General features: G+C 58.4%; 15 protein-coding genes. 8 read left to right on the top strand and 7 right to left on the bottom strand.

Annotation, left to right across the window (positions count from 1 at the left end):
* The first annotated feature begins 1,691 nt into the window (after nt 1–1,691).
* The 6 genes from RX327_RS30610 to RX327_RS30585 are packed head-to-tail and all read left to right on the top strand — an operon-like array spanning nt 1,692 to nt 9,641.
* The gene (locus tag RX327_RS30610; RefSeq protein WP_410712204.1) at nt 1,692–4,103 is read left to right on the top strand and encodes a 2-aminoethylphosphonate--pyruvate transaminase; all 2,412 of its coding nucleotides are present in this window, start codon (nt 1,692–1,694) and stop codon (nt 4,101–4,103) included.
* A 29-nt stretch (nt 4,104–4,132) separates the two neighbouring features.
* Nucleotides 4,133–5,191 (top strand): dhydrorhizobitoxine desaturase, encoded by a 1,059-nt coding sequence (gene rtxC / locus RX327_RS30605; protein WP_283088141.1) that lies wholly within the window; start codon nt 4,133–4,135, stop codon nt 5,189–5,191.
* On the top strand, nt 5,188–6,006 hold the full coding sequence (locus RX327_RS30600) for a gamma-glutamyl-gamma-aminobutyrate hydrolase family protein (RefSeq protein WP_317248017.1): 819 nt from the start codon (nt 5,188–5,190) through the stop codon (nt 6,004–6,006). Before rtxC ends, RX327_RS30600 begins: the two co-directional genes overlap by 4 nt.
* Nucleotides 5,975–7,030 carry a DMT family transporter gene (locus RX327_RS30595; RefSeq protein ID WP_317248016.1) on the top strand — a complete coding sequence of 352 codons (1,056 nt, stop codon included), beginning with the start codon at nt 5,975–5,977 and terminating at the stop codon, nt 7,028–7,030. Before RX327_RS30600 ends, RX327_RS30595 begins: the two co-directional genes overlap by 32 nt.
* Nucleotides 7,027–8,313 (top strand): ATP-grasp domain-containing protein, encoded by a 1,287-nt coding sequence (locus RX327_RS30590; RefSeq protein ID WP_317248015.1) that lies wholly within the window; start codon nt 7,027–7,029, stop codon nt 8,311–8,313. The genes RX327_RS30595 and RX327_RS30590 overlap by 4 nt, the downstream gene beginning before the upstream one ends.
* Nucleotides 8,313–9,641 (top strand): glutamine synthetase, encoded by a 1,329-nt coding sequence (locus tag RX327_RS30585; RefSeq protein ID WP_317248014.1) that lies wholly within the window; start codon nt 8,313–8,315, stop codon nt 9,639–9,641. Before RX327_RS30590 ends, RX327_RS30585 begins: the two co-directional genes overlap by 1 nt.
* A 559-nt stretch (nt 9,642–10,200) precedes the next feature.
* On the opposite strand, the gene RX327_RS30580 is transcribed toward RX327_RS30585, so the two are convergent.
* From RX327_RS30580 to RX327_RS30560, 5 genes are all read right to left on the bottom strand, one after another.
* Nucleotides 10,201–11,025 (bottom strand): helix-turn-helix domain-containing protein, encoded by an 825-nt coding sequence (locus RX327_RS30580; RefSeq protein WP_317248013.1) that lies wholly within the window; start codon nt 11,023–11,025, stop codon nt 10,201–10,203.
* Between the two features lie 42 nt (nt 11,026–11,067).
* Nucleotides 11,068–11,226, bottom strand: coding sequence for a hypothetical protein (locus tag RX327_RS30575; RefSeq protein ID WP_225643913.1), 159 nt, complete (start codon nt 11,224–11,226; stop codon nt 11,068–11,070).
* Between the two features lie 19 nt (nt 11,227–11,245).
* On the bottom strand, nt 11,246–11,968 hold the full coding sequence (locus RX327_RS30570) for a CBS domain-containing protein (RefSeq protein WP_283088134.1): 723 nt from the start codon (nt 11,966–11,968) through the stop codon (nt 11,246–11,248).
* A 62-nt stretch (nt 11,969–12,030) separates the two neighbouring features.
* Nucleotides 12,031–12,339, bottom strand: coding sequence for a c-type cytochrome (locus tag RX327_RS30565; RefSeq protein ID WP_225644107.1), 309 nt, complete (start codon nt 12,337–12,339; stop codon nt 12,031–12,033).
* A 62-nt stretch (nt 12,340–12,401) separates the two neighbouring features.
* Nucleotides 12,402–13,238, bottom strand: a complete 837-nt coding sequence (locus RX327_RS30560) for a universal stress protein (RefSeq protein WP_225162992.1) — start codon at nt 13,236–13,238, stop codon at nt 12,402–12,404.
* A 163-nt stretch (nt 13,239–13,401) separates the two neighbouring features.
* Between RX327_RS30560 and phbB the strand changes: the two genes are divergently transcribed.
* The gene (gene phbB / locus RX327_RS30555; protein WP_317248011.1) at nt 13,402–14,127 is read left to right on the top strand and encodes an acetoacetyl-CoA reductase; all 726 of its coding nucleotides are present in this window, start codon (nt 13,402–13,404) and stop codon (nt 14,125–14,127) included.
* Between the two features lie 15 nt (nt 14,128–14,142).
* Nucleotides 14,143–14,268 (top strand): hypothetical protein, encoded by a 126-nt coding sequence (locus tag RX327_RS30550; RefSeq protein WP_317248010.1) that lies wholly within the window; start codon nt 14,143–14,145, stop codon nt 14,266–14,268.
* A 503-nt stretch (nt 14,269–14,771) separates the two neighbouring features.
* On the opposite strand, the gene fixJ is transcribed toward RX327_RS30550, so the two are convergent.
* Both fixJ and RX327_RS30540 read right to left on the bottom strand, forming a co-directional pair.
* Nucleotides 14,772–15,380: a response regulator FixJ gene (gene fixJ / locus RX327_RS30545; RefSeq protein WP_317248009.1), complete on the bottom strand. Its 609-nt coding sequence runs from the start codon at nt 15,378–15,380 to the stop codon at nt 14,772–14,774.
* Nucleotides 15,377–16,810: a PAS domain S-box protein gene (locus RX327_RS30540; RefSeq protein WP_317248008.1), complete on the bottom strand. Its 1,434-nt coding sequence runs from the start codon at nt 16,808–16,810 to the stop codon at nt 15,377–15,379. The genes fixJ and RX327_RS30540 overlap by 4 nt, the downstream gene beginning before the upstream one ends.
* Nucleotides 16,811–16,866 lie beyond the last annotated feature (56 nt).

Here is a 16,866-nt window from a genome sequence, read left to right as displayed (position 1 = left end):
TGAACGGGAGGTCGCGTGACGCAGCGCGAGACTGCTGAGCTGGCGCACGTCTCGCGCGCAACGCACTATGTCGCTCTAGGTTTCTCCGATTAGAAGGGCGCCTAAGGAATCGGCCGAGAAGTGGATTGATGCCGAAACTCGCAAATAGGCAAATTGCTCAATACCATCCGCGAATGCCGGCGGGCTCCTTGGTTGTGAGATGTGGCAGACGTGGCACCGCGCTTCCGCGGGCTGCCTGGCGCCGGTCTCGAGCTATCGCCTTAAGGTCGAAAGACAGACACCTGGCCGAAGGCCGCCGAACGGCTCTTCATAATGTCGCGGCCGTTGCCGAAAACTCGCTGAGCCCCGTTTGTGCAATCGCGGCATTCTATTCTGCGCGAAGATGCTGCGCTTCCACCGCGCTGCTGCTGCCGCCCCGATAACGCGTGCCGACTGATATCTGGCCTGCATCGATCGCCAGTAAGGGGAAAAGTTCATCGTCAGGGTGCATGGCTCGATCCTAACGGCATCGATCCCGCGCGTCGCGGCAACAGGCGAGTAGACACACCGCGACCGTCGGTGACCTTGTCCATGTCGCGGCTCGAACCGACACGATCGGTGGGGTGCCCGCGCCGGGCGAGGCGATCTAAAGCGTGCTCTCGATCCGCTGCGTAGCTCCAAGCCTGCCAATGGCGGCAGCGCTTTCAGCCAACCGTCTTGCCTCTACGGCCCTTCGCGGCTTGGCCGACGTTACCCGCGCACAATGGACGGTTCTGGCCGGAAATTGCTGGCCATGGACTTAAAAGAAAGGCGCCGCTGGAGCGGAGCCCGAGTGAATTCATCGGTTAGCATGCCCTCCTGACCGGTCCCTTGGCTTGAGCCTTGCGGGTGGAGCGGGCTCTTAGAGGGGCATCGGAGGGTAAATCGGGGACGATCCGACATGGCATCGGTCGGGGCCATTCTTTTCTGTCGGCGCGTGTCCAGCGCCCCGCATCACGAAGAAAACAGCCGCACCTCTGTCGTTCTCCGCCAGCGCTGCAGCCCTGAATTGATCGCCGCAGAACGGAAGAGAAATCGCAGGCGCTGCGACTTGCCGTCAAATCCGAGTTGCCGGGGCAGCTGCGTTTAGGCGCAAAGGCGTCATGCTGGCCGACTTTGGCAGCGGTAGGCGTGGGCTAGTGAAGCGCGGGGCCGCACGTCATGCAAATTCGGAAATATTCGTCCCACGCGCGCTGAAAGGGGGGTTGAATCGCACGTGGCGTCAAGTTGTACGATCTCAAACATAGCCGGTTAACGAGTGACAAAAAGTGCGAATGTCCCAATTCTTAGGCTCTTGTAAGATGAGCGCGGTCAGCAGCGGCAGTTGTGGGTTCGCTGGCTGGCTCAGTGCCCTCGCGCGATGGTCCGGCGAAGACCGCTGGCGAACTTCCATTTTTCACTGAACGGCAGCGGCCAGACCCAGTCAAATTGGCTGACTGTCTCGTTCGCGACTCGAGATGGTGGCGCCGTCTTGACCTGTGCTTCCGTCATGATCTCCGCGGTGCAGATCGCTTCAAGGATCTCGATGTCAAAGCCAGGAAGAGCCGGGCGCCTCGCGCGGCGGTGCTCCAGAGTCGCGGATTAATACAACTATAGGGGAGGATGGGGTGACAAGGCAGCGTTCTTTGTTAACGCCTGGTCCGCTTGCACTCGCGCCAGCGGTCAAAACGCAGATGCAGTTCGACCTTGCATCGCGTGATTTCGAGTTCAAGGAAGTGACCGCCCGTATGAGGCGGTTGATGCTCAATCTGTCGGGAAATCCAAAAGGATACTCGGTTGTCCCTATTCAGGGAGGTGGCTCTTTTGCAATGGAAGCCGCTCTCTCGTCATTTGTGTCGCAGGGTGACCGACCGCTCGTTTGCATAAACGGCATCTATGGTGAGCGCATACTCAAGATTCTCCGGCTCTGGGGTGTTCAAGCAGTTCAGCTTGTCAAGCGAGCCACCGATGCTTTGGACCCTCAGGAAATCGCCGCCTGTCTGAACCAAGATCCAGCCATCACTCACCTATGCTTTGTCCATTGCGAGACCACGACGGGGATCGTCAATCCGCTCGAGGCAATCGTAGACGGTGCAAGGCAGCGAGGGATCAAGACCATCGTCGACGCAATGAGTTCGTTCGGCGGCATCCACATCGACCTAAATCGTGGCGGGCCAGACGTCTTGGTCACGTCGAGCAACAAGTGCATAGAAGGCCCTCCAGGGCTCGCTTATGTCATTGCGTCTCACGAAATTCTGGAGAATGCGGTTCAAGAACCGAAATCATTTGTGCTCGACGTTAGAGATCAATGGCGCTCGTTTGAGGACACAGGTGAATGGCGATCGACTCCGCCCACACATATCGTTCAGGCAGCCACGAAGGCGCTCGAGATCTTGGGAGACGAAGGCATCGACGTTAGGCGCCGCAGGTACGAAAAGATAAAAGATCGCGTCATCAACGAACTCGACGGTTTGGCTACCCCGCTTCTCGCGACGAACTTACAGTCTCCCATCTGCGTGGCGTTCGCTGCGCCGGCCGGGATTTCGGATCAGGTCGCGTTCGATCGGTTGTATTGTCACTTGGCGGCCCACAATCTGTACGTCTATTCGAAGCTCCATCTTCCGACCCGGAGTTTTCGCATTGGCTGTATTGGAGAAATTCAACCCAGTTGGATCGAGCAGTTGGGGTGCGCCTTTCGCACATATTTTCGGTCTGGTCGCACCGGGCTTGCGGGACGGACGTCACCCCGGGAGACTAGCGAGAGTCGTGCCGACACATCGCATTCAATCGCGACCGCCTCGCGGTACCCATTTTCCACGGAAACTGCTGTTCTGCACGCCGGATATCGTCGCGACCCCACAACTAAGGCCGTGGCAGTGCCGATCTACCAGAATACGGCTTACGAACTCGACGGTGATCTCAACCATATTGCGGACGTCTACAACGTAAAGGCCGATGGTTTCACTTATACGCGGATTATCAATCCGACGACCCGTGCCCTGGAAAGGAGATATGCCGCTGTGGACATGGGAAGCGACTCACTCGCCGTTGCATCAGGCCAAGCGGCGACGTTCCTTGCAATCGTCAACTTGTCGAGTGGCGAAGTGGGGGACAATGTCGTCGCATCTCCGTACCTATATGGCAATACGTGGAACCTGCTCCACAACACGTTGAGGCGTCTCGGTATCAGCGTTAAGACGGCAGATCCTCGATACCCAGAGACCTTCGAACGTGCCATTGATGATCGCACAATATGCCTGTTCGGAGAGGTGATCTCGAATCCATGTCTTATTCCGCTTCCCGTCAAGCAGCTGGCAGAAATCGGCAGAAAGCACGGCGTGCCCCTGGTCGTAGACAATACGACAACGCCGCTCGTGTGCCGTCCATCAGCGCTCGGTGCCGCGATTACGACGTACTCCGCGACCAAATACATTTGCGGCCATGGCACGACCCTGGGCGGACTAATCGTTGACAACGGCGCTTTCGATTATAGGGGGAGCTCACGCTTTCCCTTGTTCAACAACCCTGACGACGCCCACGGTGGCATCATCTGGCGCAACGCGTTGCAGGATATCGAGGATCTCGCTCGGAGCGAGTTTCTCTTAAAAGCCCGGATGACTTGGCTGCGCGATACCGGTGCGGCCATCGCCCCCTTTGCAAGCTTTCAACTGATCCAAGGGCTTGAAACACTGCACCTTCGCATGAAGCAGCATTGCGCAAACGCGAAGATCGTAGCCGAGGCTCTTAACGAACATCCAAAAGTATGTCGCGTCTTTTACCCAGGCCTATTTGAAGGAGCTGATCGAGAAACCATCGATCAAACACTCAACGCAGAGTATGGGCACGGGGCGATGGTCATGTTTGAGGTCGAGAACGAACAAGCCGGACGCAAGTTCATCCAGAACGTCGACTTGATGTACCACGTTTCAAACGTGGGGGATGCCCGCACGCTTGTGACACATCCTGTTTCAACGACCCACACCACCGTCCCACGGGAAAAGCGCGAAGCCGCCGGCATATTTGGTGGCTCGATCCGGCTTTGTGTCGGCATCGAAGATGTCAACGACATCATCAAGGACTTGAACAAGGCACTTTCGGCAATCTGACAACCTGAAGCTGTCAGGAAGGGGTTCGCATGAAACAGGCAGATGCTTGGAAACTGAGGTCGTCACGTTATGAGGCGGTTCAATTCAGCCGCGAGATCAACAAGCAGCTCTCCGAGCTGAGACCAGATAACATAACGGGAGCTGCTTATATCGCCAAGGACTATGCTGTAATCGCAGCCTGCGTGGTCGCGACGATCTCTTTCTCCTGGTGGCTCTATCCGCTCGCTGTTCTACTGATAGGTGCCTATCAACGTGGATTGACGACAATCGCTCACGATGCGGCCCATCGTACCCTCGCCAGAAACACCACCTGGAACTATGTCCTGGGGATTCTGTTCGCGGCTTATCCTCTGTTCCAGCGCCATTGGGCATACCGGATCTCACACGTCTATCTGCATCACCCGTTTTTGGGCGACCCGGAGAAGGATCCTGATCTAAAATTCTTTTTGGCCCGCGGTGTTTACGACGTCCAGCCTCCTGGGCGGTACGCCTTCAATATGATCTGGAAGCCGATACTGGGTGGCGCGACGGTCGCGTATATGAAGTACCTTTGGACGAACCGGTTTTCGATAGCAGATAGCGAGGACCAGGATCGGTCGGGCATTCTTGTCGATAAGTATGGCTTCTATCTGTTCTGGTTCGCCATACTGGGCGGGTCATATCTTCTTGGTATCCTCCACTTCGTCATCCTGTTCTGGATCGTGCCCTATCTCACCACGTTTCAGGTCCTCGGCTGGTTTATCGAGCTCGCCGAGCACTCGCCCATGTGCGAGACCGAAACCAAGAACGTCTATCTAACTCGCAACCGAAAGGGGAATTTTCTGGAAAGAGCGATCTTCGGGCAGAATTTGGATGAATACCACCTAGAGCATCATCTGTCGCCCGGCATCCCTTTCTGGCTCTTGCGCAAAGCTCAGAAAATTCGAATGCAGGATCCTCAGTACGCAAGCGTTGCTTCAACTTGGGGAGGGCTATTCGTCAAGGGACCTCAAGGTCAGCCGAGCGTAATCTCCCAGTTAAAGCAGCGAAATCGACGCCTGTATGAGCAGTCCCTGGCTGGCGCAAATGCGCGGGAGAACCTGGCTTGATCTCGCAACAGGCAGAATTAGTCCGAGCCGTGGTTGGCATCACCTCAAACCGTCTTTTGGCTGATGGCGTGCACCGCGATTGGTTGCGGCGCAAATACGTGCATGCCCTCGTTCGTTACGCGGGGGTGACGAACGTGATACTACCGACTATCGATGCCGAAGATGCGGGGATCGATGGCGTTCTTCCAATCATGTCCAGGCTGGACGGTCTGGTGCTGACTGGAGATGAATCGAATATTGATGCTCCCGTCGTGCGGTCGCCTGCTTCCACTACACCGACGAATCAACCCGATGTTGAAGTTGGCATCCGCGACCGTCCACGGGACAGGCTGTCCGCGGCAGCCATTGGCGCGGCCGTTGCATTCGGGATGCCCATATTGGGCATTTGCCGTGGCCTCCAGGAGCTTAACGTCTATTTCGGTGGCACGCTTCATGCGTCTCTGTCGGAATGGAGGCCGGAGAGTGGAGCGATGCACGCCGAGAAGCCATCTCTCCCAAGGGATCGCCAGTACGATGTGGCGCACTGCGTAACAATACCGTCTGATGGTGTGCTCTTCCCGATAGCGGGCGCGACCGAGGCGCAAGTCAACTCGTTGCATAACCAGGGCATAGAAAAAATTGCCTCTGCGCTGAAGCCCGAAGCCTGGACGGCCGACGGCTTGGTCGAAGCCGTTTCCGTAATTGGCGCGCCGACCCTGCAGATTGGTGTGCAATGGCATCCGGAGTGGCACGTGGCTACCGATCTTTTGAGCAGGCGAATCTTCAAGGCATTCGGAGAGGCTTGTGTCGCGTACTGCCAGAGAAATAAGCGATAGGGATATTGTGAAACGCCAAGGGAAATGTCCTCCTTGTAAATCGGAACAAGAGTCTCTCGAACTCGGTTCGAGAAAGGCTCTTGGATCGCTCGATTCCACGCGCGTGCAGACGGAACAAACGGGGGCGCATCGTTTCGCCGTGGGAGTTCTCTTTGTCGTCCTCTATGTCATCGTTAGTGCGGCAGGCGACATCTATGCGGCATCGTATTTTCAGCAGGCAGATATTTATAGCACTCTCCTGCTGTCCTTTGCTCTGGTATGCCTGACGTTCAACCTTTTGGCTCGGCGCGAAAGCGGTCGGCCAAGGATCACGAAGTCCTCGCTTACAGCCCTGGCGTCGCTCAACGTCGTCACCGCAATCAGCTGGGTTGGGCTTTTCATCGGACTGAAATACGCCGAACCCGCTATCATCGTCACGTTCATGGTCGCGTTGGGGCCTGCTGCGACGGTGTGGCTGAACGCCCTGATCAGAAAGCAGGGCCTTCCCCCGAAATCGGACGTCGCCGTAAGTGCGTTGGTTGCGCTCATCGGGGGTTACATGATTTGGATTTCGGCAAGCGGCAATGCCGGCGTCGAATGGGGGCCTCGGTCATCCTTCGGCATTTTTGTGGCTATCATGGCCGGCCTATCGCTCGCCCTTACCAATGTCCTCATGAAATTGCTGTTCGACCGTGGATTGTCGGGCCGACAAGTGCTTGCTCATCGTTTCTATGGCACGATTTTGTTGCTGCTGCTTTTCGTCGATCGCTCCTCAATCGAACTTGAGGTCTCGCAGCGTTGGTATGCGATCGCGATCGTTGCATTATCGACGATCATTGTTCCTTTGCTTCTGATTCAGGAGGGCATCCGCCGCGTAGAACCAATGACGGTAAACATGGTCCTATCCGCGGCTCCGATCATCTCGTTTCTGTTTCAGTATTGCGATGCTCGTATTGCGCCCTCTTCATACACCTTCATTGGAAATATTCTCATTACGGCTGTCGCCCTTTGCGCCATTTATGTCCAGTATCGGAGGTCCAGATGAACAAGCGCCATTGTGCAATAGTCGATGCGTACTCGACAGGCCGTTACCTGCCGGAGGAGTTCAGACGTTACGGGATTGGAACGGTGCATGTGATGTCGGCTGCGCAGGTTCCTCCGATCTTTCGCTCGCATTTCGACGCTGCTTCATATGATGAGCTAATTCGTCCGGACGAGCACATGAGGGACGAGGAGCTTATCGAATATCATCTGGCGGCGCTTCGATGCCGAGAGACGGAATTCATTATAGCCGGATGCGAGACCGGAGTTGAGCTGGCGGACTCGTTGTCCGAGCGGCTCGGCTTACCTTCGAATGGAACCGCCCGGTCAGCTGCAAGACGCGACAAATCGCGCTTGTCTGAAGCGTTGTCCTCCGCAGGAGTGCGATCGATCAGGCAGGTGGTGTCAAGTAATGCTGAAGACTTCACAAGCTGGAAGCGACAAGCAAGCTTCGACGAAATCGTAATCAAGCCGCTGAATAGCACCGGTACGGAGGATGTGTTTTTCTGCGCGACTGATGCTGACGTGCAGCGGGCTACGAGTGCCATTGTAGGAAAGACGAATCGTGTCGGAGCCTTGAATCACCTTGCTCTTGGGCAGGAGAAGATAAGGGGACAACAATACACTGTAAATGCCGTATCGATCGACGGAGAAAGTTTCGTCACGGAGGTCTGGACCTACGACACCGTTCCCGTAAAGGGCGCAGCAACGGTCTGCTCGCTCGAGCGCTTGCTGGATGGAGAGGATCCAGTCGTGGAACAGCTGTCCAACTATTTGATGCGTGCGCTGCAAGCGCTCGAGATCGTCAACGGACCCGCTCATGCGGAGATCATCGTCGACAAGGCGGGGCCGGTTCTGGTGGACTTTGGTGCGAGGCTCCAAGGGACAATGTCCAGAAAAGCCCGGACGATGGCATTGGGTCACAATCACATGACCCTAACGGCGTGGCGCTACGCAGATCCTGCTGGCTTTCTTGCACATATGAGGCAGCGCGGCCCGTACGGTCGGAAGGCTCACGCGCTATGCGTCTCGCTCATCTCTGACGTAGGCGGTCTTGTCCGCGGTTATCCGGGGCTCGAAACAATCCGTAAGCTGCCAAGTTTCGCGGATGCAATTGCGTTCGTTCCAGTGGGACAAAATCTGGTTCCGACGACCGATTTGGCGTCAACACCGGGTATCGTGTACCTCGTGAACAACGACTTGAACCAGCTTGAGAGTGACTATCGCAAGTTGCGAGCAATGCGGATGGACGAGGTATTCGATCTGGCGAGCCTAGGTCAGAACTAATGCCAAGCGAAATCGGGATTGGCGTGAACACGGCTCGCGTCGCGGTGGCTGGAGTGTGCGACTTTGACGGTGTCCTTCGAGGGAAGCATGTCGCGGCTGAGGATCTTTCGAATGGAGACAAAATCGTCAGATTCTCTGAAGCCGTGCTTGCCTGGGATTGTTCGGACCGAGTGATACCAGCGAGTTTTACCAAGAGGCCGCCATCAGCGTTCGGGGATGCGGACCTGCGCATTCTGTCGCGCACCGGTCGTCCCGTGTCCAATCGTCGGGATCTGTACCTAGCTGAGTTTGTGGGCGCCCATGAGAGCATCTGCCCGCGTGGTGTTCTGCGTAAGGTCCTAAGAAGAGCAGCTGACCATGGATATAGCTGTACTGCTGCGTTCGAGTTTGAGTTTATGCTTTTCAAGGAGAGCGCCGAGACCATCAATAATAAGCCCTTTGATGAATGGGCTCCTTTCACGCTTGGGCCATTCGGTTACTCACTGACGCGGGCCATTGCGAACGAAGAGCTGTTCGACGAGATCCTAGCGTTGTGCGAAAACGCTAGGACGCCTCTCAGTGGGCTTCATTTTGAAACCGGGCCCGGCGTGATTGAGGCGTCGCTGCGTCATTGTGATGCCCTGGATGCAGCTGATCGAGCAGTCATATTCAAGTCGATGATAAAATCGTGGGCGCAGACGAAAGGGATGACGGCCTCGTTTATGGCCAAAGTGTCTGAGAATTGGCCGGGTCAGTCGGGACATATTCACATCTCAATGTCATCTGATGGCAACAGTGCGTTCTACGACAGCGAGACGAGGTGGAACATCTCGGAAACTATGAGCCAATTCATTGGCGGACAGCTGAAGTACATGACGGAGTTTTGTGTGCTGGTTGCGCCTAACGTGAATAGCTATAAGAGATTGGTCGCCGGCTTTTGGGCTCCAATCTGCCCAAGCTGGGGGGTCGACAATCGCTCCTGTGCGGTGCGGGTCATCCCCGGAGGCTCGGAAGCGCACCACCTTGAGTACAGACTGAGTGGCGCAGATGTGAATCCATATCTCGCTCTCGCGAGTGCCCTCGGCTCCGGCATTCTAGGAATTGAGGAGGATGCTGACTTAGCAGCTCCGTTTGTTGGTGATGCAAGCGAGGAAAATGAACGTTCCCTCGAGCGGCTTCCCCAAAATTTATTAGAGGCCACAAGCCGGTTTGCGCGATCGCGAAAAGCCATCGATCTATTTGGAGATAGGTTTGTCGAAGCCTTCTCGTGCTCCCGCCGTTGGGAGTGGGAAGCCATTCAACATCGAGTTACTGACTTTGAGCGCCAACGATACTTCGAGATTATTTAGCGTGCGCAAACTCTTGCGGCCGCGCTCTTGGGTAGCATCGGTGACGCCGCCGCGGATGCTGACGAAGAACTCGAGTAGGCGGTCGCCTACCTCCGGTGCTGATCTCCAACGCGCTACGCTACTCGTTTTTCGTGCAGCCCGACGACGAGGTCGGCAAAGGTTTCGGGCGTCATGATCGTCGGAGTGCCGCAGCCGAAATGGATGTGGGAGACGGGTAATCGCCCACCGACCGCTTCCGCAACGAGATGCGCTTCGGTGCGAAGGCCGGCGGCGTAAATGGCGACGGGTTCGTCGCGCCTGGTAATAGAGGTGTGGCACCCGCAGTACCAGCACATTGATCGGCAAAACGGAACATGCAGGTAGATCGAGGCCGGCCGCTGAGTTGGAATCGACCTGAGCCATGTCCGGTAATCAGGCTCGCCGACCGCCGCAGAAAAATGCGGAGTCGTGGGGTAGCTGGTAGCGCGGCAGTTTGTCCTGCCCAAAGGTGATCGCCAGGGCCGACCGCATCTCCTTGCCTCTCACTTGCGGCTAATTATCGGAGCCTGGCGCGCCCTTCTCACGCCGCCATGATCCGGTTCGACATCGCGCGGTTGCGCAGTTCCACCCGACGCGAGTTCGGAAGGGAGATCACGCCATTCCGCTCGAGCTGGGTAAAGGTGCGTGATACCGTTTCGATCGTCAGACCGAGATAGTCGGCGATATCCTGCCGCGACATCGGAAGCTCGATCGCCGCATTCTTGACGGCGCGGTGCGCCATGTCGTGGAGGAAACCGACGACACGATCTTCGGCGCTGCAGATCAGCAGCATCAGATGCTTCTGGAAGCGACGCAGTTCCTGGGCCGTCGCATCCCAGAGTTGGCGTGCCAGATCCTTTTCGTGGGTCGCACGGACCATGAGCGCGGCGCGCTTGACCACGATGACCCGCGTCTCGGAGACGGCCTCGGCCGAGGAGATATGGGTCTCGCCGGCCTCGAAGCCGAAAATATCCCCGGGCAGATAGAATGCGCCGATCTGGCGACGTCCGTCTTCCAGAATCTTGTAGGTTCGGACCGCGCCGGAAACGACCTGATAGAGGTATTCCGCGGCCTCGTCCTCGCCGTAAATTTCGCTGTTGCGGGCGAACCGCATCGGCGTCCCAACCATGCCGAAGGGTCCTTCAACGCGCGCCTGCCGGCTGAGGATGCTGGTCGGGTGACGGCTGTTCTCGAAAGAAATGGCGTTCTGGGTCTGCATGGCGACGCTCCATGGATTGGGAAGATCGATGGAGGCAGATTGATCGCATCTTCTGGATCGGGAAATTTGGATATTTCCCCTAAGTAGAAGCCACTTACGTATTTGTACGTAGCTCCGAGAATGCAGAGCAATAAACGGTGGCCGCACGGCGAGACATCAGTGTCTCGGCGCGCGAGGCAAAAAGCGCTGCTAGGTCCCGTTCTTATCGGGATAGGCAGCGCGTGTGCTGGCTCGGTCCTGTTCCTGACGCCAGCGCGTCGTGCTGCGATCGGTCAAGACGAGCACGAGCGCAAAGATCGCGAAGATGAGACAGACGGCCGTGACGACAAGCAGTGTACTCATTGCCATGTTGGCCTCCTCGATCTGATCAGCTAGCCGCCTTGACGTCTTCCGGCGATTCCACGTAGTAGCCGGAGTAGCCGTCGACGAAGCAGAGATGATCGTGGACTTCCCTGACGCCCGAGGTGTTCTCGGCGAGCACGATTGCGGCCTGGCGGGCTCGTTCATCGAAAATCAGGCCGTGCAGATGCACGGCGCCGTTGCGCACCCAGACCTGGAAGCCGGCGGGACGCCAGCCGGTGGCGTTGATTTCGCGCAGGATCCGTTCACGGATATGGCTGTCGTCGGCGGTCGGATCGGGAACTTCGCGCGCCAGCGAAGCGACGGCCTGCAGGATGTCCGCCCGGGTGACGATTCCGACCATGGTCTTGCCCTTCACAACCGGCACCCGCTTCACGGCGTGCTTGTGCATCAGATGCACGATCTCGTCGAGCGGCGCCTGCTCATCGACTGTGATCGGGGTCGTGGTCATGACGTCCTCAACCTTGCGGCCGCGCTCGTGCACGAAATCGGTCGCAGCGCGACCCACGCCGGTGAACAGTTCCAGCCATGCCGAGCGCTTGTGTCCTGTGCCGATCTCGGCGCGGTCCAGGAAATCTCCCTCGGACACCATGCCCCTGAGCGTGCCGTCTTCGTCCATCACCGGCAGACCACTGAGGTGACATCGCAGCATGATATTGGCCGCATCCAGGATCTTCGTGTGCGGACTGACGGCGATGATATGCTTGGTCATTATCTGATGCGCACGCATGTCGGACCTCCGTGTTGAAGCTTGAACAATGAGGCTTTGTGCGTTCCGCGCATTGACCTGGCTCAACGGTCCGCTTGGCCCCGCTCGAGAGATTTCAAGAACAGAATGAAGTCGCCCACTTGGTCCGGCTCGAAGCTGAACTGGGGCATGGTCGGATGGCCGGTGACGATCCCTTCCGCCAGCGATTCCTGCAGCATCTCGACCGGATAGCGTTCGTGCAATGTCCGGAACGGAGGTGCTATCCTCAGCGGGCTCGGGCTCACCCGATCGATTGCATGGCAGCGGGCGCAGTAGAGCTGCGCAAGGCGACGGCCTTGCTCCTGGTCCGCAGCGGCTGGAGTCAGCGCGGCGCAGATCGCGCTGATGACCACGAAGCCACGAGCGATATGGCTCTGAAATGTCCCGGCTGGATGCTTCACAGTTCGGCTCGCGCTTAGTGAGACATCAGGACCGGGACGGTCATCGCGCGCAGCATGTCGCGCGTCACGCCGCCGAGCAGGGTTTCCTGCAGGCGGGAGTGGCCGTATCCGCCCATCACCAGAAGGTCAAGGCTCTCATCCGCCGCGATCGACAGCAGGATCGACTGAACCTCGGACTTGGACGCCGGCAACGACGTGATCTTGGCCGGAAGCCCTTCCTTTGCAAGGTAGCGCACCAAGTGGTCGCTGGAGCTTTCTGAGGGGATCGGATCGGCGCCATCGATGGTGATGACGGTGAGAGCATCGGCTGCGCGCAGCAGCGGCATTGCGTCGTGCAGGGCGCGGGCGGCAAGCCGGCTGCCATCCCAGCAGATCCCGATACGCTTCGCCGAGAACGCGCCGTGGAATGTATAGGGCATGAACAGAACAGGACCCCCGGCTTGGAACAAGAGCTCGCGCGGGATCACGTTGTCGTAGCTGTTGTATTCGCCCAGCGGCTGCACCACCACGGTCAGGTCATGCAGTCGCGCGTTCGCGCAGATCATCTCGCGAGCATCGATGGGGAGCGCACCCACGGCGCGGCTCGCGTAGGATATCCCCGCATTCCGTGCCTCGATATCGAAGACGCGCAGCGCAACCTCGGCGCGTTCGAGGGCCTGCTCATGTTCAGCCTCGAACAGGGAGGCGACCGCCGCGCCGCCTTCAACGACGAGCGGTACGCTGGCGGTCTCGTAGCCGATCGCCATTGCGTCGAGATGCGCGCCGGTGCCGAGCGCGAGCGAAACCGATCCGTCGACCGCGGGACGTGGCGACAACTCCGTCGGAATGTGGACCAGGATGTTCTTGAACATGGGCCGTTCTCCAAAGGGGTGGAAGAGCAAGTGCTATCAAAGCACGGGTCGAGGTGAACAAATTTGATCTGCCTCATGCGCGGTCGTGGATTCTGATTGAGCGAGATCAATTCATCGAGCGTGTACTTCGCGCAAATGTTGTACCCAGCTTGGAGGAGCCGACATGGCGCGCGTCGCATTGGTTACGGGTGGAAGCAGGGGAATTGGCGCCGCGATTTCGCGTGCCCTCGCTGCCGCCGGATGCCGGGTTGCGGCCTGCTATGCTGGAAATGCGGGAGCCGCGTGGTCGTTTCAGGATCAGACGGGAATTCCCGTATTCCAGTGGGATGTCGCGAACTTCCAGGCCTGTGCAGCTGGCATCCGCGAGGTGGAGGCGGCGTTGGGCCCGATCGACATCCTGGTCAACAACGCCGGTATCGTGCGCGACGCCACACTGCATCGAATGACCAAGCCGCAATGGGACGCGGTCATCCGGACCGATCTCGATTCGCTGTTCAACATGTGCCGGCCACTCATCGAGGGCATGCGGGCCCGCAGGTTCGGCCGGATCATCAACATCTCGTCGATCAATGGGCAGAAGGGCCAGATCGGCCAGACGAACTATGCCGCGGCGAAGGCCGCCGAGCTCGGCTTCACCCGTGCACTGGCGCTCGAAAGCGCGCGGTTCGGCATCACGGTCAATGCGATCTGCCCGGGCTACATCAACACCGAGATGGTGGCCGCGGTGCCGGCTGATGTCATGCAGAATTCCATTCTGCCGCAGATCCCGGTCGGGCGGTTGGGGCAGCCGGAGGAGATTGCCCGTGCCGTCGCGTTTCTTGCTGCCGACGAAGCAGGGTTCATCACCGGATCGACGCTGTCGATCAATGGCGGCCAACACATGTGTTGAATAGGAGAGATGACAATGCTCGCCACCGATGTGATGCGCGGTTCGTTCGCGACGATCAAGCCGACTGTCACCGTGCTCGATGCCGTCGAGCTGCTGCTTGAGACCGATCAGCGCGGCCTGCCGGCCTGTGCGCAAATTTAATTGGAGGGCGATGGTGCGTGTGCGTGAATTGCCCGAATCCAGTGGCGGCAAATGCTCTTCAATGCGCTCTCCGCGTCGCCCCCGCTCGACGATGCGCTGCGCAAGAGAGATCTTGAAATTCATCGCGTTTCACCAACCGGTTTGTCGCAAACGGGTTGCCCGGTCTGACTTGGGCACGGGCAAAGCAATATGGGCTCGCGTGCAAGCCGGCACAGACTATTGGAGCGCGAGTTTTAACTCGCGATAAAGCCCTATCGGAATTTTGCAGCAAGGTTCTTTCTTTCGCATGGCAACGAGCAGGGCGATCTATCGTCAATCCGATGCAATGTTGCGTTCTGGCGGCAGGCGACGCCCGCAATGAATAATTACTAATGCCTTTGCGTGCGGCGGTACATGGCTCGAAATTCTAGGATACGCTTGCCCATGTGCTGCCTCACCAGCGTGGCTTGGCGCGTCTTGATTTCCATGGAGACCAGCCTTGAATAATCGCTTTCTTGGGACGTCTAGAGCCCAGCAGCGATCGCGATCCGCATCAATTCCGACATGCTGCGCACATTGGTCTTGGCCATCAGGTTAGCCCGGTAGACCTCGACTGTTCGAGGGCTGATGCCCAGGTCGTGGGCGATCACCTTGTTGATCTTGCCCGCCACGAGCCCCCGCAGAACGTCACGTTCGCGCGGCGAGAGATCCACCAGGCGAGCCTCGGCCTCGCGCTTGACCGTACAGTCGGCCTGGGCCGCCGACTGTGTTTGCAAGGCTTCGCCGATTGCACGCAACAGCGCCTCGTCCTCGAACGGCTTTTCGATGAAGTCAACCGCGCCTGCCTTCATCGCCTCGACCGCGAGTGCGACGTCTCCATGGCCAGTCATCAGAATGACGGGACATGCGACCGCGTCGGCCTTGAGCTTGCGGACCAATTCGAGGCCGCTCATGCCGGGCATGCGGATGTCAGATACAATGCAGTCGACTGTGCTGCCGGCAAGATGATCGAGAAAATCGGTTGCCGTCTCATAAGACGTTACGGCAAACCCGTTGACGTCGAGAAGGAAGGCCAGTGAGTCCCGCATCGCGGGATCATCGTCGATCACGAGAATTGTGCGCCGCGTAGTCATGCTTCTTCTTCCCCGTCCTCCGCGAACGGGAGGATGAACTGAAAAACCGTGCCGCCACCAGCGTTTGGCATCACATCGATGCGTCCGCCATGGGATTCGATGATGGTCCGGCAGATCGAGAGGCCGACGCCCATGCCATGCTCCTTGGTCGTGATAAAGGGCTGAAATAAACGGTCGGCGATATCGGGGCTGATGCCCGGGCCGGTATCGGCAATGGTAAACGTCGCAACACCGCTAGTCTTGGTGACGCCGACGGTCAATTCGCGGCGCGGGCCCGACGCCATCGCCTCGATCGCGTTGCGAACCAGGTTGAGCACTACCTGCTGAATCTGGATTTTGTCGACGATGATCGGGGGCATGTCCCGGTCGCTGCGGATCGCTACCCGGACGCCCTGCTCCTTGGCGCCGAGCAGCGCCAGTGCAACGGCCTCTTCGAGCAAGGTGGCCGGGCTCTCCGGAGACTGTTGGGTCTCGCCCTTCGCGACAAACTCGCGCAGGCGCTTGATGATGTCGCCGGCCCGTAGCGCTTGCTGCGCGGCCCGCTCGAGCGCGTCCCGAATGCGGCTAGCATCCGGTTTCTCCGATGCCAGCAGCGCCTTCGCACCGCGCATGTAGTTCGTGATGGCTGACAGCGGCTGGTTGATCTCATGCGCGATTGAGGATGCCATCTCACCCATGGCGGTCAATCGCGACACATGGACCAGCTCGGACTGCAGCTCCTGAAGCCGCCGTTCCTGCGCTCGACGCTCGGTGAGATCGCGGATAAAGCCGGTGAAGAAGCGCTCTCCGCTTACCTTGGCCTCGCCGACGGCGAGCTCCATCGGAAACGTCGAGCCGTCACTCCGTTCTCCGACAACGATGCGGCCGATGCCGATGATGCGCCGTTCGCCGGTCGTAAGGTATCGCTCGAGATACCGGTCGTGCTCGCCGCGATACGGCTGGGGCATCAGGTTCGAAACGTTCTGTCCGACGACCTGGTCCGCCTTCCAGCCAAACAGGCGCTCGGCTGCAGCGCTGAAGGAGCGAATAATGCCGTGGTCGTCGATGACGATCATCGCATCAGGGACCGTGTCGAGGATCGACTGCAGATGGGCCTGGCGATTTCGCGCCTGATCGCTCTCCTTCAGTAGCCGGTCACCCATAAAGCCGAGGATCGGGCCGAGGACAGCGAAACAGGCGATATCGATCAGATTCGCAGGTTCAGTGACCAGGCTCCTGCCGAGGAATTTGGCGCTGATGACGAGGCAGAGCAGGGTGGTGAGGATCGCCGGACCGCGGCCTCCGGTGAAAGCGGCAAAAAGCACGGCCGGGACAAAGATGATCGTGAAGGTCCGGTCCTCGAAATAGTTATCTAGTCCCGCGCGCACAGCAAATACGAGTGCGGCCGCTGCCGCGGCAGTGCCATAGCGGTACCAGATGCGGTCGGACATATTTCCCCGGCAAAGCCCTCAACCTATTTGATGTTACAACGTTCGGAGGCGTGCTG

The sequence above is a fragment of the Bradyrhizobium sp. BEA-2-5 genome, from assembly GCF_032918025.1.
In the GTDB taxonomy this organism is placed as follows: domain Bacteria; phylum Pseudomonadota; class Alphaproteobacteria; order Rhizobiales; family Xanthobacteraceae; genus Bradyrhizobium; species Bradyrhizobium pachyrhizi.
This window is presented reverse-complemented; position numbering and strand designations above follow the sequence as displayed.

Coding starts and splice junctions, on each gene's coding strand:
- RX327_RS30540 (WP_317248008.1), bottom strand. CDS start 16,810: ATGTCCGACCGCATCTGGTACCGCTATGGCACTGCCGCGGCAGCGGCC.
- fixJ (WP_317248009.1), bottom strand. CDS start 15,380: ATGACTACGCGGCGCACAATTCTCGTGATCGACGATGATCCCGCGATG.
- RX327_RS30570 (WP_283088134.1), bottom strand. CDS start 11,968: ATGCGTGCGCATCAGATAATGACCAAGCATATCATCGCCGTCAGTCCG.
- phbB (WP_317248011.1), top strand. CDS start 13,402: ATGGCGCGCGTCGCATTGGTTACGGGTGGAAGCAGGGGAATTGGCGCC.
- RX327_RS30560 (WP_225162992.1), bottom strand. CDS start 13,238: ATGTTCAAGAACATCCTGGTCCACATTCCGACGGAGTTGTCGCCACGT.
- RX327_RS30575 (WP_225643913.1), bottom strand. CDS start 11,226: ATGGCAATGAGTACACTGCTTGTCGTCACGGCCGTCTGTCTCATCTTC.
- RX327_RS30610 (WP_410712204.1), top strand. CDS start 1,692: ATGCAGTTCGACCTTGCATCGCGTGATTTCGAGTTCAAGGAAGTGACC.
- RX327_RS30585 (WP_317248014.1), top strand. CDS start 8,313: ATGCCAAGCGAAATCGGGATTGGCGTGAACACGGCTCGCGTCGCGGTG.
- RX327_RS30550 (WP_317248010.1), top strand. CDS start 14,143: ATGCTCGCCACCGATGTGATGCGCGGTTCGTTCGCGACGATCAAGCCG.
- RX327_RS30590 (WP_317248015.1), top strand. CDS start 7,027: ATGAACAAGCGCCATTGTGCAATAGTCGATGCGTACTCGACAGGCCGT.
- rtxC (WP_283088141.1), top strand. CDS start 4,133: ATGAAACAGGCAGATGCTTGGAAACTGAGGTCGTCACGTTATGAGGCG.